Origin of the sequence: Paraburkholderia sp. UCT31, from assembly GCF_014397655.1 — a bacterium.
GTDB classification, from domain to species: domain Bacteria; phylum Pseudomonadota; class Gammaproteobacteria; order Burkholderiales; family Burkholderiaceae; genus Paraburkholderia; species Paraburkholderia tuberum.
On the sequence record NZ_VZQP01000021.1, the window covers coordinates 21,147 to 46,428 of the forward strand.

The window sequence follows — 25,282 nt, forward strand, 5'->3', positions numbered from 1 at the left end:
AATGCGCTGTGCCCCGTAAAGCGAGATAAACTCGCCACTTGATGCGTTTCTGGAATTAACGTGCGAAAGTTCAAGATTCCCAACATGGGCGCGCTGCTCGCGTTCGAAGCCGCCGCGCGGCACCAGAGCTTCACGCATGCGGCGCGCGAACTGTTCCTCACCGAAAGCGCGGTGTCGCGACAGATCAATACGCTCGAAAGCAATCTCGGCGTGCGGCTGTTCGTGCGCGTCAAGCAACGCGTGGTGCTGACGCGCGCGGGCAAGGTCTACAGCGCGCAGGTGAGACGCTCGCTCGAACACCTCGATCGCGACACGCTGTCGATCATCGCGCACGGCAGCGGCGGCGGCTATCTGGAACTCGCGGTATTGCCGACGTTCGCATCGCAATGGCTGATTCCGCGCATGGCCACATTCAATGAACAATACCCGGACGTACGCGTGAACATGGGCGTGCGTACCGCGACGTTCCCGTTCGCCGAGACGCATTTCGAAGCGGCAATTCACTACGGCAAGCCGACGTGGCCGGGTACGTCGGCCGATTTTCTGTTCCGCGAGGAAGTGGTGCCGGTCTGCGCAGAGAGTCTGCTGAAGCGGCCGGTCCGCAATGTCGCCGAACTACTCAACTATCCGCTGCTGCATTCGACGACGCGACCCGACGGCTGGGCGAGCTGGTTCGCGAATTTCGGCGTCGACGACAGCCGCACGATGCAGGGCGTGCGCTACGAACTGCACACGATGCTGATCAGCGCTGCCGCAGCCGGACTCGGCATCGCGCTGGTGCCGCGCTTTTTCGTCGACACGCAGTTGCAGCAGTTCGGTCTCGTGATTCCGTTCGACACACCCGCGCTCGCCGAGGCCGCGTACTACCTTGTCTATCCGACCGAGTTGAGTCACGGCAAGCCGCTCGCGAGTTTCCGCGAGTGGCTGCTGCGTCAGGCCGCCGCATACGGCGCGATTTATCCGGAGTTGGTGGAGCGGCCCGAGGGGGCGTGAGGTGACGAAAGCCGCATGCGTGAGTGATCCAATCACGCATGCGACTACGCGCAGTGTTCAGCTGCCGGTGCGCGCCTGGGCCAATGCGGCGAGATTGCCTTCGCCGAAGCCATGATGTCCCTGGCGTTGCACGATCTCGAAGAAAATCTCGCCGGCGCGGCGGCGCACGAAGGTCTGGAAAAACAGCAGCGGCACGCCGTCCGCGCCGATCTCGCCATCTACGAGCACATGCGTGCGCCGCAGTCGCTCGACATCGAGCCCGTGGCCCGGCAAACGTGCATCGAGCTGCTCGTAGTAGCGCGGCGGCGGCTCGACGAATTCGACGCCGTTCGCGAGCAGACGCTCGACGCACGCGAAGATGTCGTCGGTGGCGAGCGCGATGTGCTGCACGCCTTCGCCCGGATGATCGGGCAAATACTCGTGCATCAGGTTGGTCCGGCCCGTGCCTTCCTCGTACAGCGGCACGCGGATCGCGCCGCACGGCGACACCATCACGCGCGATTCCGCCGACACATGCCAGTTGGCGTGCAGCTCGTGGATCTCGCGGAAATTCAGCAGGTCGCGATAGAAGTCGATCCACTCCTGCATGCGGCCTTCGCCAACGGTTTGCGTCAGATGGTCGACCGCGATCAGGCCGCTGCCCGCGTGATTCAGATCGGCTGCGGCCGTGTCGATTTCGATGGGCCGGAAGTCGATGTCGAAGATCGAGATATCGCCAAGGCCGCCGCGCTGACCGCCTCGCCCGCGCCAACGATCGACGAAATAGATGTGCGAATCGCCGATGCCTTGAATGGCCGGAATCAGCAGTTCGCCGGCACCGAGGCGTTCGCCTTCGAACGCCCACGCGCCGAGTTCCACCGCGCGTTCGAACGCGCGCTGCGCGTCGGCGACGCGAATCCCGATCGCGCAGATGCCGACCCCGTATTCTTCCGCGTAGCGCGCTGCGAACGAATCGGGCTCCGCGTTGATCAGGAAATTCATCTCGCCCTGGCGATACAGCGTCACATCCTTGCTGATATGACGCGCGATCGCCTTGAAGCCGAGCCGCGTGAAGGTCTCGCCGAGCGCCTGCGGATCGCGCGCGGCGAACTCGACGAACTCGAGGCCGGCCGTGCCGAGCGGATTGTGCTGCGGCGCCAATACGGCGCGCTGCGCGGCCTCTGGAGTGGGCAAGTCGCTGGGCATGGCAATCTCCTTGTACGGTCTTTCGACGCGGGGCCGGTCTTTCCGGCTTCGGCGCGAAGTGTTCCGGTCGTTCGCGAGGGGCTGCGTGGTGCGTGCTCGCTCGTGGCGCGCACGCGGCGTGCCGCAGGAACAACGGTCTGCGGCGGCTTTCGCACCGTGTTTTTACACCGGGTCGCGGGGCGTTCGCAACCTTCCTTTTGTACTGGTTGGTTCATATGTCGAACGGCACGCCACTGGTGCTCGCGGGCATGCGTGCGGCAGGCCGGCGTATCAGTCGAGCGGCGCGTCCTCTGGGCTGCCTTTGCGCGCCGTTTTGCCGACGGTTTTACCGACGCCTTTGCCCGCATCCTTGCCCGGCATCGCCGCCATTCTGCCCCGCGCGACCTCGCGCACCGCCTCGATGAACGCGCGTCCCACCGTCGACGGCTGCGTATCTGAGCGACGAATCAGCCCCACCGGCTCGCCGGTGCCCGCAAACGGCAGCGGCAAGCGCACCAGCATGCCGTGCGCGAGTTCGTATTCGACCGCGCTTTGCGGCACGAACCACACCGCGCCGTTTTCGAGCGTCAGCGCGCGCCCCGTCGATACCGACAACACCTCGACGAACGCCGACAACGGCGGCACGCCCCACGCGCCGAGCAGGCTCTCGGCCGATTGGCGGATCAGCGTGCCGAACGGCGGCAGCACGATCGGAAATTCCTCCAGCGACGTGGCGGGCAAGGCCTTCCCTTGCGCCAGCGGATGCCCGGCGCGCACGACCGCGATCAGCGGCTCGGTAAACAGTTGCTCGAAACTCAGGCCGACCATCCGCTCCGGGTCCGCGAGGCGGCCGATCGCGAATTCGATCGACCCCGCTTTCAGGCGTTCGAGCAATTCCGGATTTGCGCCGGTCGCGAGGCGCACGATCACGCGCGGCCACTGCGTCGCGAACTGTCTCAGCACGGGCGGTACCAGCACCGCGGCGACAGTGGGCAGCACACCGACTTCGAGCGTCGCGGCGGCCGCGCCCTCGGCCCGCGCAAGCAGATCGACGCCCTGGCGCAGCGCGCTCACGCAGGCGCTCGCGTGCGGCATGAAAAGCTGCCCCTCGCGCGTCGGCACCGCGCCGTGACGGCCGCGCTCGAACAGCTTCACGCCGAGAATGGTCTCCAGCTCGGCGACCGTCTTCGATACCGCCGGCTGCGTGATGGACAAACTGTCCGCCGCCCGCTGGACGCTGCCGAACTGCGCGACGGCCAGAAAGCACTGGAGATGACGGAATTTGACGCGGCTATCCGCGAGACTGCGTTGCATAACGGAAGGTTATACGAAACGGGCAAAAACGTCATTTTTCATAACCACACGCTTTGTATAAAGTGCGAGTCATAACGTCGCATCCCGCGATTCCTCCAACGGAGACACCTCATGGAAGATTCAATTCTTTCGCCGCGAGATTTCGCGTCCCATCCCGAGTACATCTATCCGCCGTACGGTTCGTCGGTCAAACGCGGTCCGTCGCGTCCGCTGATTCCGCTGAAGGAGCGGCTGCGCGACCAGCGCGTACCGGTCTACGGCACCGACAACCTCGACCCGCTCGACAGCGACCTGACCCGCAACGCGGTGCGCAATGGCGAACCGCTCGGCGAGCGCATCATCGTGACGGGCCGTGTGCTCGACGAAGGCGGCCGCCCGGTGCGCAACACGCTGGTGGAAGTGTGGCAAGCGAACGCCGCCGGCCGCTATGTGCACAAGGCCGACCAGCACGACGCGCCGCTCGACCCGAACTTCCTCGGCGCGGGCCGCTGCATCACCGACAACGAAGGCCGTTACCGCTTCATGAGCATCAAGCCGGGCGCGTATCCGTGGGGCAACCATCCGAACGCCTGGCGTCCGCAGCACATCCATTTCTCGCTGTTCGGCGACCACTTCGGCTCGCGTCTCGTCACGCAGATGTACTTTCCCGGCGATCCGCTGCTCGCATTCGACCCGATCTACCAGGGCACGCCCGAGCACGCCCGCGAGCGCATGATCTCGAAGTTCTCGCTCGACACCACGCAAGAGGCCTACGCGCTCGGCTACGATTTCGACATCGTGCTGCGCGGCCCGAACGAAACCCCGATGGAGCGCTAAGCCATGACGACTCTCAAGCAAACGCCTTCGCAAACCGTTGGTCCGTACTTCGCCTACGGTCTTTGTCCGCAGCAATACGATTTCGACTTCAAGAGCCTGTTCACGAACGTTCTGGCCGACATGGAATCGGCCGGCGAGCACATCACGATCGTCGGTCAGGTGTTCGACGGCGACGGCAAGGTGATCGGCGACGCGATGATCGAGATGTCGCAAGTCGACTCGAACGGCCACTATCCGGAATCGCGCGAAGAAATTTTGAAGACCGGCTTTCACGGCTTTGCGCGCGTCGGTACGGGCACGGATCCGCACAAGCGCTTCATCGTCGAGACGGTGAAGCCGGGCCGCGCGAATCCCGACGAAGCGCCGCACATCGACGTAATCCTGACGATGCGCGGCATGCTGCTGCACACGTTCACGCGCATCTATTTCGAGGACGAAGCGCAGGCGAACGAGCAGGACACCGTGCTGGCGTCGGTGCCGGCCGAGCGCCGTAATACGCTGATCGCGCGCCGCGTTGCCGGTACGGCCAACGTGTATCGCTTCGACATCCACATGCAGGGCGATCAGGAAACCGTGTTTTTCGACCTGTGATGCGCGATTCGTCGCGAGACTCCGAGCAGTAAAGATCGAGCCCGCCTTGCGCGGGCTTTTTTTCGCGCGGGCGTTTCGCGGTGCGCCTGCGCGCGCTCAGCAGCGGAAATGATCGATGCTTTGTCCGGCGTGAATCGCGCGCGCGAGCCACGTCGGTTTATCGCCGCGACCGTCCCACGTGTTACCGAACGCGTCGCGATACAGCACTGCGGCCACGGCGTTCGCATCGGCTTCGAGCGATTCGGCCAGCGCTTCGAATGTGATGCCGTGGTCGTCCATGCGTCGGCGGATCCACGCGATCATGCGCTCGCGCAGGTTCTCGTCGCGTTCGAACAGTCGTTGTTGTCCTTCTCGTTGTTTCATAACGTATTGGTGTCGCAGCTCTTGCTGGCATTAGACAAACGGGCAACTCGCATAGCAACGCGAGGCTCGTGCGTAATTCAATTTGAATGGAAGCAATTCGACGAATTCACGCGATCCATGCAAATGCGTGAAAACCCGCATTTGCTAGTGATGCCTGTCAGATCCTGAATTAAAGCGCCTGAAGTAAAGCGCCTGAGTTGAAGCGCTGGGATCAACCGAATCGGCTACTCGAAAAATCGGCGTGGCTCGAATTGCGCCCGTGTTTCGCGTCGTGCGTCGCCTCGTTGTGACGGGGGAGCTTCCGCGTATGGAAAGTCATTCTAGCATTCGATGTATTTTGGCCGCAGCAAAGAACTTTTTCTAATTTCACTGATTGCACGACTTCCGGGTTTTCGGTATTCGTGGCTTCCGCCGCGCGATTGGCGGACAATGCGAGACTCTGTATTCGCCCAGAACATCTGGCATCGGCCCGACATCAGGAGACACGACCATGCCCGCCTCGACCGCCATCCTCACGATCCTCGCCGCGCTGCTATTGGGCGCGATGAGTCCGGGGCCCAGCTTCGTCATCGTCGCACGCAATGCGATCGGTCTGTCGCGCGGCGACGGTCTCGCGACAGCGCTCGGCATGGGTATCGGCGGTGTGTTTTTTAGCGGCATCGCGCTGCTCGGGCTCTATACGCTGCTCGCGACGGTCGAATGGCTCTACGTCGGGCTGAAAGTGGCCGGCGGCGTCTACCTGGTCTATCTGGCGTCGAAAATCTGGCGCGGCGCCGCGAAGCCGCTCGCGTTCAGCGAAACGCAAACCGGCAGCGGCGGCAATCCGCGCAAGTCGTTCTGGATCGGCTTGAGCACGCAGCTCAGCAATCCGAAAACGGCGGTCTATTACGGCAGTATCTTCGCTGCGCTGCTGCCGCAGCATCCGCCGGTGTGGTGCTATTTCGCGCTGCCGCCGGCGATCTTCGCGATCGAGGCGGGCTGGTACACGATCGTCGCACTGTGCTTTTCGAGCCAACGGCCGCGCGAAATCTATCTGCGCTGGAAGGGGTGGATCGATCGCATCGCCGCGAGCGCGGTGACCGCGCTGGGCCTGCGGCTGATTTTTAACGCGCACAAGGTGGGAATTTGACGGCAACACGAAGCGGCGCGCGCCGTCGCGACTCGATGCGCGCCACTCGCGCCGCCCTGAATCAGCGGTAATCGCGGCGCGTTACCCTTTCCCCTCCGCCTTGATCCGCGCGCGCAACTCGAACTTCTGGATCTTCCCCGTCGATGTCTTGGGCAACTCGCCGAAGCGCACCGCCTTCGGCAACTTGTAGCCGGCCAGAAACAGCCGGCAGTGCGCGATGATTTCCTCCTCGGTCACCTGCGCGCCTTCCTTCAACTCGATGAACGCGCACGGCACCTCGCCCCACTTCGGATCGGCCATCGCGACCACCGCCGCCACCGACACCGCGGGATGCCGGTACAGCGTGTCCTCGACCTCGATGCTCGAAATGTTCTCTCCGCCCGAAATGATGATGTCCTTGCTGCGGTCGCGGATGCGGATATAGCCGTCGGCCGTGCGCACGCCGAGATCGCCGGTATGGAACCAGCCGCCTTCGAAAGCCGCTTCGGTCGCGCGCTCGTTCTTCAGATAGCCCTTCATGCAGATGTTGCCGCGAAACATGATCTCGCCGATCGTTTCGCCGTCGTCCGGCACCGGCGCGAGCGTGTCCGCATCGAGCACCGCGACCGCCGCCTGCAGGTGATAACGCACGCCCTGGCGCGCGGTCAGGTCGGCGCGGATTTGATCGTCGAGCGCGTCCCATTCGTCCTGCTTCGCGCAGACGGCCGCCGGCCCGTAGGTTTCGGTGAGCCCGTACACGTGCGTCAGATCGAAGCCGATCTGCTTCATCTTCGCGATCACCGCGGGCGGCGGCGCGGCGCCCGCGACCATCGTCGACACGCGATGCGTGATGCCCCCGCGCCATTCGGCCGGCGCATTCACGAGCGAACTCTGCACGATCGGCGCTCCGCAGTAATGCGTGATGTGTTCGCGGCGAATCAACTCGAACACGATCTTCGCGTCGAACTTGCGCAGACACACGTTGACGCCCGCGCGGGCGGCCACCGTCCACGGAAAGCACCAGCCGTTGCAGTGGAACAGCGGCAGCGTCCAAAGATAGACCGCGTGCTTCGGCATGTCCCATTCGAGAATGTTGCTCAGCGCGTTCAGATATGCGCCACGGTGATGGTAGACGACGCCCTTCGGGTCACCGGTCGTGCCCGATGTGTAGTTCAGCGCGATCGCGTCCCATTCGTCGGCGGGCGGAGTCCACTCGAAGGAAGGGTCGCCGGTTTGCAGGAACTGCTCATAGTCTGTCGCGCGAATGAACTGCGCGGCGTCGGCGGGCTGCGCGTCGGCCACGCTGATCACGCGGAGCTCCGGGAATTCTAGCGCCGCGCGATGCGCGAACTCGCCGTATTCGGTGTCGACGATCAGCGCCTTCGCCTCACCGTGGCGCAGCATGAACAGCAGCGTCGCGACGTCGAGCCGCGTGTTCAGTGTATTCAGCACGGCACCGGCCATCGGCACGCCGAAGTGCGCCTCGAGCATCGGCGGGATGTTCGGCAGCAGCGCGGCGACCGTGTCGCCGCGGCCGATGCCGGCCTCGTGCAGCGCGCTCGCGAGCCGCCGCGCACGCTCATAGGTCTCGCGCCAGTTGCGGCGGATCTCCCCATGGACGATCGCGAGCCGCTCGCCATACACTTGCGCTGCGCGCACGAGGAAATCGATCGGCGTCAACGGGACATAATTGGCCTCGCGCCGCCCGAGGCCTTCGTCGAACATGTGCTGTGTCATTGCTTCGTCTCCTGAGGCGCGGGCCGCGCCGTCGATTGTTGTGACCGTGTTCTATGAAAGAACCAGGGCCTAGCCTAGCAATTGTCGTCATGAACTGTCTGTCATTCAAATGACAGAGTGGCGCCACTGACGCCCCGCCTTGACCTGGCTCAGCCGGCACCGCTCCCAAACCGCTTATCGCCGATGACCGACGCTCCGCTGACTGACCGCGCCGACACCCGGCCGCCCCAACGTGTCGCGCCCGCCGACCTCGCGCGACTGTTCGTCGCGTGCGCGTGGTTTCGCGCGCTCGCCGCCGATCATCAGGCGATGGTGCTCGCCAGCGCACACGCCGAGCACTTTGAAGGCGGTGCGTGGATCGCCCACCGCCAGCAACCGTCCGACTATTGGATCGGCGTGCACTCGGGGCTCGTCAAGCTCGCTATCTACAACGCGTCGGGCCGCAGCTGCACGCTGTCGGGCGTGCCGCCGGGCGGTTGGTTCGGCGAAGGCAGCGTGATCAAGCGCGAATTGCGCAAATACGACGTGGCAGCGATCCAGCCGTCGCTCGTGATGTTCGTGCCGTCCGCGACCTTCCATGCGTTGCTCGAATCGAGTCTGCCGTTCACGGGCTTCGTGATCCGGCAATTGAACAACCGGATGGGGGAATTCATCGCGTCGATCCAGAACACCCGGCTGCTCGACGTGGACGCACGCGTCGCGCAATCGCTCGCTCAGCTGTTCAATCCGGATCTGTATCCGGACACGGGTCGCACACTGGCGATTTCACAGGAAGAAGTCGGTCTGCTCGCGGGAGTGTCGCGGCAGCGCATCAATCAGGCGCTGCAGAACCTCGAGAAGCTGCGGATTTTGCGACTGTCGTATAACCGGATCGAGGTGCTCGATCTCGAGCGGCTGGCTGCGTACGGGCGGGAACAGATCTAGCGGCGCGACTGGCGCTCGCTACCCGGCGCGCACGCCGCCCTTGCGCGTCGCGCGCGTTTCGAGAGCGTCGTCGGTCTTGAACAGCGCGAGCATGATCGCGCTCAACACGCCCGTTTTTTTCCAGCGCAGATAGTAGCGATGCGCGGTCTGGTACGGGACGTAGTGCTCGGGCATTGCGCTCCACGGCGCGCGCGTGTGCAGCACCCACATCACGCTATTGAGCACGTGGCGAATTTCGATCGGCGGACGACCACGGCGCGGGCCGTCATCATGCAAGGTTTCAGGTAACAGCGGCGCGACCCGCTGCCATTGCTGGTCGGTCAGCTCCTGAACGACTGGCGAGGTCGCGATGGATTCGGAAGATGGACTATTCATGCGTGAAAGCGCACGCGTAAAACGCGTGCTGGCGTCGCTCCGAAAGTCGCGTCGATACGTCAATTCGCTCGAGACTACTCGAAGCTTGCCTGGGAGAAAGTCAACCTTTGTCACCAGGAACGGCGCAATTGTCAAAAATGGCAATAGGTCATTGCGCGAGAGCGGCGATGGCACGGCGCGGACGGCGATCTATCATCGGCGCGCCCGGCGCCGCCCCACTCGGCGCGCGCCGCGTCCGGCGTTTTTTTTCAAAGGCCTGACGGTGGCCGCGATGTACTCATTCGGCACGAACTCGGAATCGACCGGCGACGGCGGCTTCTCGGGCCAGGTGCCAGGCCATCTCGGCGCGGGCAACATGTACGGCTTCACGCTGTCGGACGTGGCGGGTCCGCTATCGGTCGCGGCCGGCGTGCAGCAGAACAGCGACAACAGCAATCACAAGCAGACCATCTTCAACGCGAACGCGGTCTATGCGTTCAGCTCGACGAAGCTGTACGTCGGCTATCTGCATTCGAAGGACGACACCGGCTTCGTCGACAGCGCGCTCGCGCAGCAGACGCTCGTGCCGGGCGTCGATATCGTCAAGGGCTCGGGCCGCATCGACAACCGACCGTTCGCCGGCGTCACGTGGCAGACCACGCGCGCGCTGACGCTGACGGGCGCCGCGTACTACGACCACATGTCGAACGCGGCGATCGGCGCTGGTCAGCTCGGCAGTGGCTATCGCTACACGTTCGTCGCACTGGCCGAGTACGCGCTGTCGAAGTGCACCGAGGTGTACGGCACCGTCGATTTCGACAAGGTGTCGGGCGCGGCGTCGGTCGAACTGCCGGGCCGCGACAATCAGACCGGCGTTGCGCTCGGTTTGCGGACAATTTTCTGAATCGTTTCACGTCGTCATGGCAAAACGGGCGTCCCCAGGGACGCCCGTTTTTTTCGCCTCGCATACGGAAACCGGCTCACCGGTCTGCCGCGCGCATAAAAAAAGGTGCCGCGAACGGCACCTTTCTGTACTACAGGCAGCTTCTGCTGAAGCTTAGAAGCGGTGACGCAGACCGACCGTAGCAGCCGTCTGGTTCTTCGACGACGAGGTCGGAACCGTGTTGTCGCCGCTGTAGATCGAAGCCACGCCGCCGTCACCCATTGCGTGCTGGTACACAGCCTGAGCGTAGACGTCGGTGCGACGCGACAGCGAGTAGTCAGCCTGCAGGCCGATCTGGTGGTAACGGGTCTTCATGTCGTTACCGTCGGCGTTGATGCCGTAGCCGCGCGCGTCGGTGAACGTGTACGCGACGCCGAGAGCCATAGCCGGGGTCACGTTGTACTTGCCGTTGATTTCGTAGTTGTTGGTGTGGCCTTGACGCTGACCAGCAGCTTCACCAACCAGGTTGTCGACGCGCGATTGCGTCCATGCCACGCCAACCAGCGCCGGGCCGAAGCCGTACGAAGCGCCTGCGCCGAACTGACGCTGACGGAAGTCGCCTTGCAACACGCCCGCGGTGTTCGCCAGAACGCCGTCCGATGCGCCGCTTGCGTTAGCAGCCGGGTTGTTTTGCTGAGCGTAGGCAGCACCGAGGTGCAGGCCTTGCCACTGGTATGCGGCGCCCAAGCTGTACTGACGGTTGTTTGCGAAGCCACCAGCCTGGTTCGAGAAGCCGTATGTGCCGCCGAACGTGAAGCCAGCGTAGTTAGCGCTCGAGTACTTGACCGAGTTGTTGACCGACAGACCACCGTTGGTGTTCAGGTTGTCGTTGTTGAACGGGTGCGCGAAGTACGTGCCGCCCCAGCTGCCCGTTGCGGTCAGCGGTGCCAGGTAGTCCTGCGCTGCGTCGTACTGGCGACCCAGCGTGACCGTACCGAATTGCGAGCTCGACAGACCGACGAAGGCCTGGCGGTTGAACATGCCGTTGTTGTTAGCGTACTTGCCGTTGTTGATGTTGAAGCCGCTTTCCAACGTGAAGATTGCCTTCAGACCGCCGCCCAGATCTTCCGAACCACGCAGGCCGAACATGCTCTGGTTGATGCCGCCGCTACCTGCTGCCCACTTGGAGTTGTGGGCAACGTTGCTGGTGTACGTCAGACCTGCGTCGAGCAGACCGTACAGGGTCACGCTGCTTTGTGCGTGAGCGACCGAAGCGAACGATGCGGCAGCCGAAACGACGATGAGACTCTTTTTCATGGGAACTCCAATTCGAAAAATTTATACGGGGAGCAGGACCTGCTTCAGCAGCCGATGCATCGCATTTGCCGCCGCCCGCTTGGCCGAACCGTGGGGATCGACCGGGCACCCTTGAAGCGAAGCGTGAGTGTAGGGGGACACCCTGGTACCGACGCAGGCAATTCACGCAACAGGATTTTTCGAATTTCGCAACAATGTTGGACCCGATGGGGATAACTTCTTGTTTTTCCACCGTTTATTGCAAGATCTAGGTGCCGGATCGCCAGCTCCACCCAAAACGAATTTGCAACGCGTCAATATTCTAAGTTGCGCGTTTGCAACAGTGCTTTAATACGCGTGACGTAATCGGGTCGGAGCAAATTGACGAAAAGACCGGCCGATATTTTTTGTAATCAAATGGTTGAAGTGACGGTTTTCCGGGTTGTGTGAGATTTATTTTTGGAGCGTCGGAACTTAATAGAGTTAAATGCAGTCTTGCTCGCGCACCCGCCAATTAATGGTTTCCGGCGGGGCGATTAACTCGTCGAATCACCAAGACGGCTTATTCACCTAATCTTTATTGACCGAGGCAAGCAATCGCTGCCGCCCCCGGGCAGCGCAACGGTTCGAGCCCACCGCGTCGAATCAGCATTCACTATTGAGACACTGCCATTGCGGCGGTCTTCTGATTTCTCGCTTTAGCGAGCACCCTCTGTCACGTCTCTATAAGATGCGCGTGCGATTCGAAAAAACCTTCAGCATGGGCGTTGCCCGGAGGTGAATTGCGACGCCGGCCGCCGCGTGACAAGACCCGCGCTGAAAGCGGACGGCATGCATCAACAAGCCTTCCGCATTCAATTAACGGCGGGGTTGCGCCCGCTTTTACACGGAGTTTCCCTGATTACGCGTGATCACCGCTTATGGCTGGCGCGGAGCGCGCTTAAGCGCCTCCTCGTCCGCGGGTGAGGCCCGGCGCGAGCGGGTCGGTGTCGGGCGGTGTGTGGGGCAACGGACGCGGCTCGCCGGGGTTGAGGCTGGACACTGGGTCGCCCAGCTGAGGCAGTCGAAGACCGCCCAAAAACAAAAAAGGGTTCCGGAATTCGGAACCCTTTTTTCGATACTTTGGTGGGCCGGGTGGGGTTCGAACCCACGATGTCCTTTCGGAGGTGGATTATGAGTCCACTGCCTGCAACCAACACGGCGTCCAGCCCAAGAAAAAAGACCCGGTCGTGAAGGCCGGGCCCGTTTCGTCGATTGGCCGACATACTACACGAAAAAGGAGCCTCCGCAACCGCTTCGCTTCGGCGAAACGACCGGGAGGCCCCTTTGATCGCATCATTTGCGGCCAACCGCGGCCGTCGCCGTCAATTCCCTTCGAGGAATGACTTCAGCTTGTCCGAACGGCTCGGATGACGCAGCTTGCGCAGCGCCTTCGCCTCGATCTGACGAATTCGCTCACGCGTCACGTCGAACTGCTTACCGACTTCTTCGAGCGTGTGATCCGTGCTCATCTCGATACCGAAACGCATGCGCAACACCTTCGCTTCGCGCGGCGTCAGCGAATCGAGCACGTCCTTCACGACGTCGCGCATACTCGCGTGCAACGCCGCATCCGCCGGGGCGACCGTGTTCGTATCTTCGATGAAGTCGCCCAGATGAGAATCGTCGTCGTCACCGATCGGCGTTTCCATCGAGATCGGCTCCTTCGCGATCTTCATGATCTTGCGGATCTTGTCTTCCGGCATTTCCATCTTCTCGGCCAGCGTCGCCGGATCCGGCTCGAGACCGGTTTCCTGCAGGATCTGACGCGAGATGCGGTTCATCTTGTTGATCGTTTCGATCATGTGAACCGGAATCCGGATCGTGCGCGCCTGGTCGGCGATCGAACGCGTAATGGCCTGACGGATCCACCACGTCGCATACGTGGAGAACTTGTAGCCACGACGGTATTCGAACTTGTCCACCGCCTTCATCAGGCCGATGTTGCCTTCCTGAATCAGGTCGAGGAACTGCAGACCGCGGTTCGTGTACTTCTTCGCGATCGAGATCACGAGACGCAGGTTGGCCTCGGTCATTTCGCGCTTCGCCTGGCGCGCCTTAAGCTCGCCGGCCGCCATCTGACGGTTGGTTTCCTTCAGGTCCTTCAGCGGCAGTACCACGCGCGCCTGCAGATCGAGCAGACGTTGCTGCTGTTCGCGGATCGCCGGAATGTTGCGCGTGAGGATCGCGCTATACCCGTGACCTTCGGCGACGATCTTGTCGGCCCATTCGAGGTCCGTCTCGCTGCCCGGGAAACGCGCGATGAATTCCGCACGCGGCATGCCGCACTTGTCGACGACCGTATGCAGGATCTGACGCTCGACCTGACGCACTTCATCCACCTGCGCGCGCAGCGTGTCGCACAGACGTTCGACGGTACGCGCGGTGAAGCGGATCGTCATCAGCTCGTTCTGGATAGTTTCCTGCGCCTTCAGATACGACTTGGACTTGTAGCCTTCCTTCTCGAACGCGCGACGCATCTTGTCGAACCATTCGCTGATCGACGCGAATTTTTCGAGCGACGCGCGCCGCAGCGCTTCGAGCTGCGCGGCGTTGGCGGTGGCTTGCGCCGCGCCATCGTCTTCTTCCTCGTCCTCTTCGTCCTCTTCCTCGGCTTCCTCGTCTTCATTCTCGATCGCTTCCGCCTCCTGCGCGGAGAAGCCGTCGGCGTCTGCCGCGTCGGCGTCGATCAGACCGTCGACGAGTTCGTCGATGCGCGCTTCGTCGTTGGCGACGCGCTCGGCCATCGCGAGAATGTCGGCGATCGTGGTCGGGCACGCGGAGATCGCCATCACCATGTGCTTCAGGCCGTCTTCGATGCGCTTCGCGATTTCGATTTCGCCTTCACGCGTAAGCAGCTCGACCGTGCCCATTTCGCGCATGTACATACGCACGGGATCGGTGGTGCGGCCAAATTCGGAGTCGACGGTGGACAGCGCGACTTCAGCTTCCTCTTCGACTTCGTCGTCTGACGAAGCCGCGGGCGCGTTGTCGTTGAGCAGCAGCGTTTCAGCGTCCGGGGCCTGTTCGTAGACCGCGACGCCCATGTCGTTGAACGTGCTGATGATGCCTTCGATCGCCTCGGTCTCGGTGAAGTTGTCCGGCAGGTGATCGTTGATTTCAGCGTACGTGAGGAAGCCGCGCTCCTTGCCGAGCTTGATCAGGGCGCGCAGCTTGGAGCGACGCTCCTCGAGTTCCTCCACCGTGCCAGGCTGCGACGACGCGAACGCATCCTTCAGCAGCGCTTTTTCCTTTGCACGACGGTCGCGAGCCTTGACCTTCTCCGGCTTGCCCGGTGCGGCGGCAGCGGTTTCTTCGGTCTGGGTTGCATCGTCATCGACGGGTACTTCATTCAGCTTTTTCGTCATGGAGTTCGCCGTACCGGCTGTAGTCTCGACCCCCGGCTGTTGGACAACAGCCGGTTGAACCGTGGATACTGAAGTCACGCGCGCTACCGCATCGTCCTGAACGGCAGCCGCTTCCCTTGCGCTTCTGACACCCGCCCGCTTGGCAGCCGGCGGTGCTACAGCTTTCGCCGCCCGAACCGGTGCGGCCTGCGCGGCCGCAGTGGTCGACGACTTCTTCCCGGCAGCCGGTGCAACGCTGACAGCAGACGTTCTTCTGGCGGATGCAGTCAGCCTGGCTTCGGTAACTTTTCCGGTGCGCTCTTTAGCGCGTGAGCCCGTTGCATGATTTCCGCCTGTCGTCTTTGCCATCGCATCGCCTTTCGCCTTTGCTAGGAAAACCCTTGAAAAACAAACCGCTAGAAACTTTTGATTATACCACCCGAGGTTTCGGCCTCTCCGCTACAGCCCGAGTTGACGCTTCATGTCGGCCCGCTTCCGGTTGAGCTCCGAAAACTCGGCAAACTCTTCCGGCGTATGCCGCGACTGTCGCGAAAGCTGTTCGAGACGATCGCAATAAGCGTCGTATCGCATCTTCAAAATCGCGGCTTTCAGCTCCTCGCCGACAATTCGTTCCTGCTCGCGCCGTTCCTCGATGACGGCCGCGTCCTGCGGGTCTTTCAGCAGCAAATCCCGGACGTTTTCATCATAGTCTAGAATTTTGCGAAAGATTTCCTCGAAAGTTGGGGCGTTCGCGCCATTTCGCAAGAGATCGGACAACAACTGGAACGCTGCCGAATCGCCTAGGGCTCGCGCGTGCGTCGTCACTTCCGCGAACAGTTCGCCGTGCCGGGTCACGGTGAGCAGCGCCTCTTCGGCCGCTTCGTCGAGCATCGCGACCGTGCGCGGATACATCACCAGATTGCGCAGCGTCTTTTCCTCGATGCCGGTCACGCTGCGCCGGTCCTTGCGGGCCGGCGCCTTGCGCGACGCGGCCGCGATCCGCGCGTCGACTTCGCAAAGCGCCGCGACTTCGCTGAATGGCACATCGAGCCGGTCTGCGAACATATGCATGATCTGCGCGCGCAGCGCATTGGCCGGCAACGCCTGCAGCAGCGGTTTCGCGTCGAACAGCGCGCGGGCCTTGCCTTCGGGCTGATCGAGCTCCTTGCCGGTCAACACCTCGTTGAGCATGAACTGCGACAACGGCATCGCCCGTTCGACCTGCTCGGCGAAAGCCTCGGTGCCGAACTCGCGCACGTAGCTGTCGGGATCATGCTCGCTGGGCAGGAACAGGAAACGGATCGTCCGGTTGTCGGCGGCGTGCGGCAGGCACGCATCGAGCGCGCGACGCGCGGCGCGCCGGCCGGCCGCGTCGCCGTCGAAACTGAAGATGACCGTATCGGTCTGGCGCATCAGTTTCTGCACATGAATCGGCGTGCAAGCGGTGCCGAGGGTCGCGACGGCGTTCTGGAAGCCCAATTGGGCCAGCGCGACCACGTCCATATAACCTTCGACGACCAGCACGTAATGTTGCTCTCGAATCGCAAGACGCGCCTCGAACAGCCCGTACAGCTCGCTTCCCTTGTTAAACAGCGGCGTTTCCGGTGAATTCAAATACTTTGGCTCGCCGCCGTCGAGCACGCGGCCGCCGAAGCCGATCACCTGCCCTTTGACATTGCGGATCGGGAACATGATCCGCTCGCGAAAGCGGTCGTAGCGGCGGTTCTGACCCTGCGCGTCCGACTTTTCGCTGACGATCACGAGACCCGCTTCGACCAGGGCGTCGTCGCGATAGTTCGGGAACGCCGCCTCGAGGTTTTGCCACCCGTCCGGCGCATAGCCGAGACCGAAGCGCGCGGCGACTTCGCCGGTCAGGCCGCGCTTCTTCAAATATTGGATCGCGCCCGGCGCACCGCGCAGTTGCTTACGGTAGTAGTCGCAGGCGGTCTGCATGAGATCGGACAGCGCGGTTGTCACGGCCTTCGATGCCGCCGGCGCGTAGCCGCCGCCAGCTCCGCCACCACCGCCGCCGCCATATCCGGGAGAAGGCTCGTGCGGTACGGTGAGACCCACCGATTGCGCGAGCTCGTTGACCGCTTCGGGAAACGACGCGCCCACGTGTTCCATCAGGAAACCGATGGCCGTACCATGCGCACCGCAGCCGAAGCAGTGATAAAACTGTTTAGTCGGACTAACGGTAAACGAGGGGCTCTTCTCGTTGTGAAACGGGCACAGCCCCATGAAGTTCGCGCCGCCCTTTTTCAGCTGCACATACCGGCCGACCACGTCGACGATATCGACGCGGTTGAGCAGGTCCTGCAGGAATGACGGTGGGATCACAGTAAATGACGCTGCCTGGAAAGCTTCAAAATCCAAGCCCGGAGCCCGGGCTCGACACCGCGCCCGGGCCCCGCGCCTCGCCTTCAGGAGGCGCGCGACCCGGACAAATCGACAGAGTTACTTAGCGAGCGCGGCCTTGACCTGTGCGGAGACGGCGGTCATGTCGGCGCGCCCGGCCAGCTTCGGCTTCAGCACGCCCATCACCTTGCCCATGTCCTGCGGGCCGGCAGCGCCGGTTTGCGCGACCGCCGCCTGCACCTCGGCAACGATTTCCGCTTCGGACATCTGCTCAGGCATGTACGCGGAAAGAATGGCCAACTCGGCCTTTTCCTTGTCCGCAAGATCCGTACGTCCTGCGGCCTCGAACTGGCTGATCGAATCCTTGCGCTGCTTGATCATCTTGTCGATGACGGAGGTTATGGCGGCATCGTCGAGCGTGACCCGCTCATCGACTTCACGCTGCTTGATCGCGGCGAGCAGCAGGCGGATCGTCCCGAGACGTTCGGTCTCGCGCGCCCGCATGGCGGCTTTCATATCGTCGTTGATCCGGTCCTTGAGACTCATCACTCACCTGAATTGCGTTGAAAAGTTGAAAAACCGGCCGGTCGACGGCGGCGATACCGCCGCATCAGCACAAAAACCCGCTTGGGACTTCTTCCTCAAGCGGGTTGGCGCAATTTTGCGTAGTGGATGCGACCCTGCCGGTTGGCCCGATGGGCCGGGTTTGTCATGATGACACCTGTCGTGCCGCCATCGGCTTGGATGCTGCCGCGCCGTGTACAGCGGGCAACGCCAGAATCAGTAGAGCTTCCTTGGCAGCATCTGGCCACGCAGACGCTTGAAATGACGCTTCACCGCCGCCGCTTTCTTGCGCTTGCGTTCGGCTGTAGGTTTCTCGTAAAACTCGCGAGCGCGAAGTTCCGTCAGTAAGCCGTTTTTCTCCATGGTGCGCTTGAAACGGCGCATGGCGACTTCGAACGGCTCATTGTCTTTTACGCGGATGGTCGTCATTTTTCAATAACGGAACTTTGTAAAGGTTCAGGAGTATAGCAGAGCTTTCTCACAAAGCCATTGCGCCGTCAAGCCCCCGGGCATATTCGGCCGCCGCCTCGCCCGCCGCGACACCCGACGCCCACGCCCACTGGAAGTTGTAGCCGCCGAGCCAACCGGTCACGTCGACCGCCTCGCCGATGAAGTAGAGGCCCGGCACCCGCGCGCTCATCATCGTGGTCGATGACAAACCGCGCGTATCGACCCCGCCGCGCGTCACTTCGGCCTTGCGATAACCCTCGGTGCCGTTCGGCGTGACGGTCCAGCGCGACAGCGCCTCACCGATGCCGCGCAGCGCCTTGTCCGGCAGATCGGCGACGCGGGCCTCGGCGGCCACCTGGTGAGTGTCGAGCCACACGTGCGCGAGCCGCTGCGGCACCCATTCCGATAGCAGATTGGCGATCTGCCGCTTCGTGCCGCTTTTCGCGTCGATGAGCGCAGTCGCGGCGTCGCGCTCCGGCAGCAGATTGATGTGAATCGGCTCGCCGGGCTGCCAGTAGCTCGAGATCTGCAGCACGCCTGGGCCCGACAGGCCGCGGTGCGTGAGCAGCAGATCTTCGGTGAATTCGGCGCCGGTCTTCGTATTGCCAGTCGACAGCTGTACTTCAAGCGACACGCCCGATAGCGCCGCGAACGGCTCCCAGTCGGCCGGAGCGAAGGTCAGCGGAACCAGCGCGGGACGCGTGTCGATCAACTTGTGGCCGAACTGCCTGGCGATCCGGTACGCGAAATCGGTCGCGCCGATCTTCGGGATCGACAGACCGCCCGTCGCGATCACGAGCGCACGGGCGGCGATCGTGCCCGCCGTCGTGCCGAGCAGGAACTGTCCTTCGGCGTCCTGGCGCACCTCTTCGACCGACAGCGGCGTGCGCCATGCAACCCCGCCGGCGTCGCACTCGTTCTTCAGCACGTCGATGACCGCGTCGCTCGACTGATCGCAGAACAGCTGGCCCTTGTGCTTCTCGTGCCATGTCACGCGATGCTGCTTCAGCAGCGCCATGAAATCGCGCGGCGTATAGCGCGCGAGCGCCGAGCGGCAAAAATGCGGATTCGCCGACAGATAATTGGCCGGCCCCGCATACAGATTCGTGAAGTTGCACCGGCCACCGCCGGAAATGCGGATTTTTTCCGCGAGACGCTGCGAGTGGTCGATCAGCGCCACACGCCGGCCGAGTTGACCGGCCACGGCCGCGCACATCATGCCGGCCGCGCCCGCGCCGATCACCGCGATATCGAAGGATTCCATGGGGCCGCATTGTACCTGCCGGGCCCTCGCGTCCATGCCCGTGGCCAGCCGGCCGCCTGCGGCTGCCTGTCCGCGCTGGTATACTTTGTGGCTTACCTTTCACCTCCGGACGCGCGACGCGCGCGCCCGTCTCAAGCGATTCATCATGCTCGTTCTCGGCATCGAAAGCTCCTGCGACGAAACCGGTCTCGCGCTCTACGACACGGAGCGCGGCCTGCTCGCGCACGCGCTGCATTCGCAGATTGCGATGCATCGGGAGTACGGCGGCGTCGTGCCGGAGCTTGCATCGCGCGACCATATCCGCCGCGCGCTGCCGCTGCTCGAAGAGGTGATGCAGCGCGCCGGCGTCGCGCGCGGCGACATCGACGCGATCGCTTACACGCAAGGGCCCGGGCTCGCGGGCGCGCTGCTGGTCGGCGCGAGCGTCGCGAATTCGCTGGCGATGGCGTGGAACAAGCCGACCGTGGGCATTCACCATCTCGAAGGGCATCTGCTGTCGCCGCTGCTCGTCGACGAGCCGCCGCCGTTCCCGTTCGTCGCGCTGCTGGTCTCGGGCGGCCACACGCAGTTGATGCGCGTGACGGACGTCGGCTTCTACGAGACGCTCGGCGAGACGCTCGACGACGCCGCCGGCGAAGCCTTCGACAAAACCGCCAAGCTGCTGGGCCTCGGCTATCCGGGGGGCCCCGAAGTCTCGCGCATGGCCGAGTTCGGTACACCCGGCGCAGTCGTGCTGCCGCGCCCGATGCTGCATTCCGGCGACCTCGATTTCAGCTTCAGCGGCCTGAAGACCGCCGTGCTCACGCACGCGAACCGGCTGGGCGGTGCGAACATCTGCGAGCAGGCCAAGGCCGACCTCGCGCGCGGTTTCGTCGATGCCGCCGTCGACGTGCTGGCCGCGAAATCTCTAGCGGCGCTCAAGCGCACGAAGCTGAACCGGCTGGTGGTGGCGGGCGGCGTCGGCGCGAACCGGCAATTGCGCGAAGCGCTGTCGGCCGCCGCGCAGAAGCGCAATTTCTACGTCCACTACCCGGACCTGTCGCTGTGCACGGACAACGGGGCGATGATCGCGCTGGCCGGCGCGCTGCGTTTGCAACGCTGGCCCGAACAGGCCGGCCACGACTACGCGTTCACCGTGAAGCCGCGTTGGGATCTGACGTCGCTCGCGCACTGAACCGCCGCCCCAAGAGGACAAAAAGCCGCTTTACAAGCGGCTTTTCGCTTCAATGCTTTCGCAACGAAACGGCGTGGAGCGATCAGGAACGTATCAGGCGAGGCGCTTGTCCCGCTCGATCACCGCATACGCGCTGTGATTGTGAATCGACTCGAAGTTCTCCGCTTCGAGCACATACGCGACGATGCGCTCGTTGGCATTCAGACGCTGGGCAACGTCGCGCACGAGGTCTTCGACGAACTTCGGATTTTCATACGCGCGCTCGGTGACGAACTTCTCGTCCGGGCGCTTGAGCAGGCCCCACAGTTCACACGACGCTTCTTCCTCGGCGATACGGATCAACTCTTCGACAGCGACGTCGCCGCTCAGCTCGGCATCGATCGTCACGTGCGAACGCTGATTGTGCGCGCCGTACTGCGAGATCTTCTTCGAGCACGGGCACAGGCTCGTGACCGGCACCAGCACCCTCAGGAACACCCGCGTCGCGCCATGGCGGGTCTCGCCGGTCAGCGTGACTTCATAATCGAGCAAGCTCTGCACGCCCGACACCGGCGCGGTCTTGTTCACGAAGTACGGGAACGACACTTCGATGCGGCCCGCCTCGGCCTCGAGTTTTTCGAGCATAGCCGCGAGCATCGTGCGGAACGTGGCCGGTTCGAGCGGCGCCTTGTTCTCTTCGAGCAACGCGACGAAGCGCGACATGTGGGTGCCCTTCTGCTCGGCCGGCAGATGCACGTCGAGATTCCACGTGCCGACCGACGGCTGCACTTCGCCACCTTGCGTGCGAATCGTCAACGGATGACGCACGCCCCTCACGCCGACCCGCTGGATCGGAATCTGACGCGTGTCGGGGGTGCTTTGCACGTCGGGCATCACGAAAGCGGGATTCATCTGATTCATTCTTTTGTCCTTTCTGGAAAGCGCCGGGCTGCGCCAAGGTCTCGCTGCATCGGCGACTATCGCGCAGCGAGTGCGAGGCACCCATCGGCCATGCGGATCAGTGCGCGCAACGGCGAACGCCGGCTCGCGCCGGCGTTGGGTGACGGGCCGCAACACCCGTCGGTTCAAACTGGAGATTGCCGAAGCCGCCGTCGCATGACGGCGGCATGAGTCGCACCTACGACGGCACGACAGCCGACAGCGCTTTACGCGACGCGCTTCACGGACGACTGACCGCCGACCGCGCCGCTCGCAAGGAAGCGTTCGCGGATCGACCGGGCGATACCCGCGGCGTCGAGACCGCACGCGGCGAGCAGCTTGGCCGGGTCCCCGTGATCGATGAACCGATCGGGGAGGCCCAATTGTAGTACGGGACGCATAACCCCACTTGCGAGCAGGGCTTCGACGCACGCCGAACCCGCGCCACCCATGATGCAGCCTTCCTCGACGGTGACGATCGCGTCATGCGTCTCGGCCAGCTTGCGCACGAGTTCGGTGTCGAGCGGCTTCACGAAGCGCATGTTCGCGACGGTGGCGTCGAGTTGCTCGGCGGCCGCGAGCGACGGCGCGACCATCGTGCCGAACGCGAGAATCGCGATGCGTTTGCCGGCCGGCGCCGACGTCTCGCGACGCACTTCGCCCTTGCCGAGCGGCAACGCGGCCATCTGCTTGACCGTTGCGACCCCGGTACCCGCGCCGCGCGGGTAGCGCACAGCGGTCGGATGCGACTGCTGCAACGCGGTGTACAGCATCTGGCGGCACTCGTTTTCGTCCGACGGCGCCATCACGGTCATGTTCGGAATACACCGCATGAACGCGAGGTCGTACGCGCCCGCATGCGTCGCGCCGTCCGCACCAACGAGACCCGCACGATCGATTGCGAACACCACCGGCAGGTTTTGCAGCGCGACGTCGTGAATCAGCTGGTCATACGCGCGTTGCAGAAAGGTCGAATAGATCGCGACGACCGGCTTCATGCCGTCCGCGGCAAGGCCGCCCGCGAACGTCACCGCGTGCTGCTCGGCGATGCCGACGTCGAAGTAACGATCCGGGAAGCGCCTTTCGAACTCGACCATGCCCGAGCCTTCACGCATTGCCGGCGTAATGCCGATCACGCGCGAGTCGAGCTCGGCCGCGTCGCACAGCCACTCGCCGAACACCTGCGTGTAGGTCTTTTTCGACGGCGTCGCGGCCGGTTTGATACCCTCGGCCGGATTGAACTTGCCGGGGCCGTGGTACAGCACCGGATCAGCCTCGGCCAGCTTGTAGCCCTGGCCTTTCTTCGTGACCACGTGCAGGAATTGCGGCCCGCGCAGTTCCTTGATGTTTTGCAGCGTCGGAATCAGCGAATCGAGATCGTGACCGTCGATCGGCCCTATGTAGTTGAAGCCGAACTCTTCGAACAGCGTAGCCGGCACGATCATGCCCTTCGCGTGCTCCTCGAGCTTGCGCGCGAGATCGAGCACCGGCGGCGCGACGCGCAGCACGCGCTCGACGCCCGCGCGCGCGGCCGCATAGAAGCGCCCAGACATCAGACGCGCGAGATGGCGATTCAGCGCGCCGACCGGCGGCGAGATCGACATGTCGTTGTCGTTGAGGATCACGAGCAGCGGCACGTCGTCTTCGACGCCCGCGTTGTTCATTGCCTCGAAGGCCATGCCGGCCGTCATCGCGCCGTCGCCGATCACGGCGATGCCCATGCGGTTGTCGCCTTGCAGCTTGCTCGCGATCGCCATGCCGAGCGCGGCCGAAATCGACGTGCTCGAGTGCGCGGTGCCGAAGGTGTCGTATTCCGATTCGTCGCGCTTCGGGAAGCCCGAGATGCCGCCCAACTGACGCAGCGTGTGCATCTGGTCGCGACGACCGGTCAGGATTTTGTGCGGATAGGTCTGATGGCCGACGTCCCAGACGATCCGGTCGTGCGGCGTATCGAAGACGTAGTGCAGCGCGATGGTCAACTCGACCGTGCCGAGGTTGGACGAGAGATGGCCGCCCGTCTGCGATACGCTGTCGAGCACGAAGGCACGCAACTCGTCGGCAAGCGGTTGCAATTGGCGGCGATCGAGGCGGCGCAGGGCTGCCGGGTCGTCGATGGTTTTCAGCAAGTCGTACATCGTCGTTCCATTGTAGGAAAACTTACGCGCCCGCACTTCATACATGCACCCCGGGGATGGAGGGTGCGCGGCGGCGGGCTTTCGCGTTCAGCTGACCCGGTTCACCACCAGGTCGGCCAGTTCGGCAAGACGCTGCGCGCGCGCGCCGAACGGCGCGAGCGCGGCGTGCGCGTCGCCGCGCAGTTGCGCCGCGAGCGCGCGCGACGCGTCGAGCCCAATAATCGACACGTAGGTCGGCTTGCCGTCCTTCGCGTCCTTGCCGGCGGTCTTGCCGAGCGTTGCGGAGTCGGTCGTGACGTCGAGAATGTCGTCGACGACCTGAAACGCAAGACCGACCGCGGCGGCGTAGGCGTCGAGCGACGCCAGACCCTGCGCGTCCGGCGTCTCGCCGGCCAATGCGCCCATGCGCACGGCCGCGCGCAGCAGCGCGCCGGTCTTCATGCGATGCATGGTCTCGAGCTGCGGGCGGGTCAGCGTGTGGCCGACGCTCGCCAGATCGATGGCCTGGCCGCCGCACATGCCGATCGAGCCGCTTGCGAGCGCGAGTTCGCGTACGAGCGAGGCCTGCTGCGGCCGGCCGAGTACGTCGGACGTGAGCACGATGAATGCTTGCGACTGCAGCGCGTCGCCAACCAGCAGCGCGGTCGCTTCGTCATACTTGACGTGGACCGTCGGCTTGCCGCGGCGCAGTTCGTCGTCGTCCATGCAGGGCATGTCGTCGTGCACGAGCGAGTACACGTGAATCATTTCCAGCGCCGCCGCCGCCGCATCGAGGCATTCGGCACGCGCGCCGGTCAGCTCGCCGGCCGCGTGGCACAGGAGCGGCCGCACCCGCTTGCCGCCGCCGAGCACCGCATAGCGCATCGCCTCGTGCAACCTGGCGGGTTCGGTCGTCTCGGCCGGCAGATAGTGTTCCAGAGCCGTTTCGACGCGTTCGAGCACCGAGCGCGTCCATTGTTCGAATGTCATAGGTCGTCCCCGCTCTCAGTCGCGGCTGTTCCTGCGGTATTCATGGGCAGCGGCTTGAGGGTCTCGCCATCGAGGACCCGCACCTGCTGCTCGACCTTTTCGAGCTGCTGTTGACAGAATGCGACAAGTGTCGCCCCGCGACGGTAAGCGGCCAGCGATTCCTCGAGGCTCAGACTGCCGCCTTCCATGCGCGCGACGAGCTCTTCCAGTTCGGTCTGCGCGGCCTCGTAGTTCTCCGGCAGCGGCGCGCTATCGCCGCTTTCGGCTGGTGCGGCGGCGGAATCGTTCGATGCGGTCTTCGCCATGAATAGTCGCAAAATTAAAACAAGTCGGACATTCTACGGCAAAAGCGACATTTTCGATCCGCTCGCCGGCCTGCGCCCCGCCGTGCTGTCTCGCTTCGAGCCTGTCCGATGCCCACCCTTGCCCCGCTTCGACCCTGAAGTCTCGCAGAAAAAAAGCTCGAGGTCTGCGGCGAAAATGCCGAACTTTCTTGACATTTTTAACCCAAATCAGGGACT

At 63.4% G+C, this 25,282-nt stretch carries 21 protein-coding genes, 1 tRNA gene and 1 pseudogene; 7 read left to right on the forward strand and 16 right to left on the reverse strand.

Annotated elements, in window-relative coordinates:
• The first annotated feature begins 60 nt into the window (after positions 1–60).
• A complete protein-coding gene (locus tag F6X40_RS19025) occupies positions 61–993 on the forward strand; it encodes a LysR substrate-binding domain-containing protein (RefSeq protein ID WP_184072164.1) in 933 nt (310 codons plus the stop codon).
• A 57-nt stretch (positions 994–1,050) separates the two neighbouring features.
• Here F6X40_RS19025 and F6X40_RS19030 read toward each other — a convergent pair whose 3' ends face one another.
• Positions 1,051–2,178 carry a 4-hydroxyphenylpyruvate dioxygenase family protein gene (locus F6X40_RS19030; protein ID WP_187617575.1) on the reverse strand — a complete coding sequence of 376 codons (1,128 nt, stop codon included), beginning with the start codon at positions 2,176–2,178 and terminating at the stop codon, positions 1,051–1,053.
• A 270-nt stretch (positions 2,179–2,448) separates the two neighbouring features.
• Entirely contained in the window at positions 2,449–3,471 is a 1,023-nt protein-coding gene (gene pcaQ, locus F6X40_RS19035; RefSeq protein WP_187628841.1) for a pca operon transcription factor PcaQ, read from the reverse strand.
• 111 nt (positions 3,472–3,582) lie between these two features.
• Between pcaQ and pcaH the strand changes: the two genes are divergently transcribed.
• Together pcaH and pcaG are read left to right on the forward strand one after the other, a co-directional pair.
• Complete coding sequence (gene pcaH, locus F6X40_RS19040) at positions 3,583–4,287, forward strand: protocatechuate 3,4-dioxygenase subunit beta (RefSeq protein ID WP_187628842.1); 705 nt, start codon at positions 3,583–3,585, stop codon at positions 4,285–4,287.
• A 3-nt stretch (positions 4,288–4,290) separates the two neighbouring features.
• Positions 4,291–4,878 (forward strand): protocatechuate 3,4-dioxygenase subunit alpha, encoded by a 588-nt coding sequence (gene pcaG, locus F6X40_RS19045; RefSeq protein ID WP_187628843.1) that lies wholly within the window; start codon positions 4,291–4,293, stop codon positions 4,876–4,878.
• Positions 4,879–4,974: 96 nt separating this feature from the next.
• Here pcaG and F6X40_RS19050 read toward each other — a convergent pair whose 3' ends face one another.
• Positions 4,975–5,241 (reverse strand): H-NS histone family protein, encoded by a 267-nt coding sequence (locus F6X40_RS19050; RefSeq protein ID WP_187628844.1) that lies wholly within the window; start codon positions 5,239–5,241, stop codon positions 4,975–4,977.
• A gap of 490 nt (positions 5,242–5,731) precedes the next feature.
• Here F6X40_RS19050 and F6X40_RS19055 point away from each other — a divergent pair, with 490 nt between their 5' ends.
• Positions 5,732–6,370 (forward strand): LysE family translocator, encoded by a 639-nt coding sequence (locus F6X40_RS19055; protein WP_184072167.1) that lies wholly within the window; start codon positions 5,732–5,734, stop codon positions 6,368–6,370.
• Between the two features lie 81 nt (positions 6,371–6,451).
• Here F6X40_RS19055 and F6X40_RS19060 read toward each other — a convergent pair whose 3' ends face one another.
• Positions 6,452–8,086 (reverse strand): acyl-CoA synthetase, encoded by a 1,635-nt coding sequence (locus F6X40_RS19060; protein WP_187628845.1) that lies wholly within the window; start codon positions 8,084–8,086, stop codon positions 6,452–6,454.
• Positions 8,087–8,269: 183 nt separating this feature from the next.
• On the opposite strand from F6X40_RS19060, the gene F6X40_RS19065 reads away from it, so the two are divergent.
• Complete coding sequence (locus tag F6X40_RS19065; RefSeq protein ID WP_187628846.1) at positions 8,270–9,010, forward strand: Crp/Fnr family transcriptional regulator; 741 nt, start codon at positions 8,270–8,272, stop codon at positions 9,008–9,010.
• 18 nt (positions 9,011–9,028) lie between these two features.
• Here the strand turns inward: F6X40_RS19065 and F6X40_RS19070 are convergent, their stop codons facing one another.
• Positions 9,029–9,385 (reverse strand): transposase, encoded by a 357-nt coding sequence (locus tag F6X40_RS19070; RefSeq protein WP_187628847.1) that lies wholly within the window; start codon positions 9,383–9,385, stop codon positions 9,029–9,031.
• A gap of 247 nt (positions 9,386–9,632) precedes the next feature.
• Between F6X40_RS19070 and F6X40_RS19075 the strand changes: the two are divergent.
• Positions 9,633–10,268: pseudogene (locus F6X40_RS19075) on the forward strand (porin); the annotation flags it as partial.
• 153 nt (positions 10,269–10,421) lie between these two features.
• Here the strand turns inward: F6X40_RS19075 and F6X40_RS19080 are convergent.
• From F6X40_RS19080 to F6X40_RS19110, 7 genes are all read right to left on the reverse strand, one after another.
• Complete coding sequence (locus tag F6X40_RS19080; protein ID WP_187628848.1) at positions 10,422–11,564, reverse strand: porin; 1,143 nt, start codon at positions 11,562–11,564, stop codon at positions 10,422–10,424.
• Between the two features lie 1,102 nt (positions 11,565–12,666).
• Positions 12,667–12,754 (reverse strand) — tRNA-Ile (locus F6X40_RS19085).
• A 153-nt stretch (positions 12,755–12,907) separates the two neighbouring features.
• Entirely contained in the window at positions 12,908–15,298 is a 2,391-nt protein-coding gene (gene rpoD / locus F6X40_RS19090) for an RNA polymerase sigma factor RpoD (protein WP_187628849.1), read from the reverse strand.
• 90 nt (positions 15,299–15,388) lie between these two features.
• Positions 15,389–17,269 carry a DNA primase gene (gene dnaG, locus F6X40_RS19095; RefSeq protein WP_184072171.1) on the reverse strand — a complete coding sequence of 627 codons (1,881 nt, stop codon included), beginning with the start codon at positions 17,267–17,269 and terminating at the stop codon, positions 15,389–15,391.
• Between the two features lie 117 nt (positions 17,270–17,386).
• Positions 17,387–17,833, reverse strand: a complete 447-nt coding sequence (locus tag F6X40_RS19100) for a GatB/YqeY domain-containing protein (protein ID WP_184057455.1) — start codon at positions 17,831–17,833, stop codon at positions 17,387–17,389.
• 234 nt (positions 17,834–18,067) lie between these two features.
• Positions 18,068–18,280 (reverse strand): 30S ribosomal protein S21, encoded by a 213-nt coding sequence (gene rpsU, locus F6X40_RS19105; RefSeq protein WP_018424196.1) that lies wholly within the window; start codon positions 18,278–18,280, stop codon positions 18,068–18,070.
• A 49-nt stretch (positions 18,281–18,329) separates the two neighbouring features.
• Positions 18,330–19,565, reverse strand: coding sequence for an NAD(P)/FAD-dependent oxidoreductase (locus tag F6X40_RS19110; RefSeq protein ID WP_187628850.1), 1,236 nt, complete (start codon positions 19,563–19,565; stop codon positions 18,330–18,332).
• Between the two features lie 145 nt (positions 19,566–19,710).
• On the opposite strand from F6X40_RS19110, the gene tsaD reads away from it, so the two are divergent.
• Entirely contained in the window at positions 19,711–20,739 is a 1,029-nt protein-coding gene (gene tsaD, locus F6X40_RS19115; protein ID WP_184036225.1) for a tRNA (adenosine(37)-N6)-threonylcarbamoyltransferase complex transferase subunit TsaD, read from the forward strand.
• A gap of 93 nt (positions 20,740–20,832) precedes the next feature.
• Here tsaD and folE2 read toward each other — a convergent pair whose 3' ends face one another.
• The 4 genes from folE2 to F6X40_RS19135 form a co-directional block, all read right to left on the reverse strand.
• On the reverse strand, positions 20,833–21,639 hold the full coding sequence (gene folE2, locus F6X40_RS19120; RefSeq protein ID WP_187628851.1) for a GTP cyclohydrolase FolE2: 807 nt from the start codon (positions 21,637–21,639) through the stop codon (positions 20,833–20,835).
• Positions 21,640–21,884: 245 nt separating this feature from the next.
• Positions 21,885–23,792: a 1-deoxy-D-xylulose-5-phosphate synthase gene (gene dxs, locus F6X40_RS19125; protein WP_184072175.1), complete on the reverse strand. Its 1,908-nt coding sequence runs from the start codon at positions 23,790–23,792 to the stop codon at positions 21,885–21,887.
• Positions 23,793–23,879: 87 nt separating this feature from the next.
• Entirely contained in the window at positions 23,880–24,761 is an 882-nt protein-coding gene (locus F6X40_RS19130) for a polyprenyl synthetase family protein (protein WP_184072176.1), read from the reverse strand.
• Entirely contained in the window at positions 24,758–25,066 is a 309-nt protein-coding gene (locus F6X40_RS19135; RefSeq protein ID WP_187628852.1) for an exodeoxyribonuclease VII small subunit, read from the reverse strand. Before F6X40_RS19135 ends, F6X40_RS19130 begins: the two co-directional genes overlap by 4 nt.
• Between the last annotated feature and the right edge of the window lie 216 nt (positions 25,067–25,282).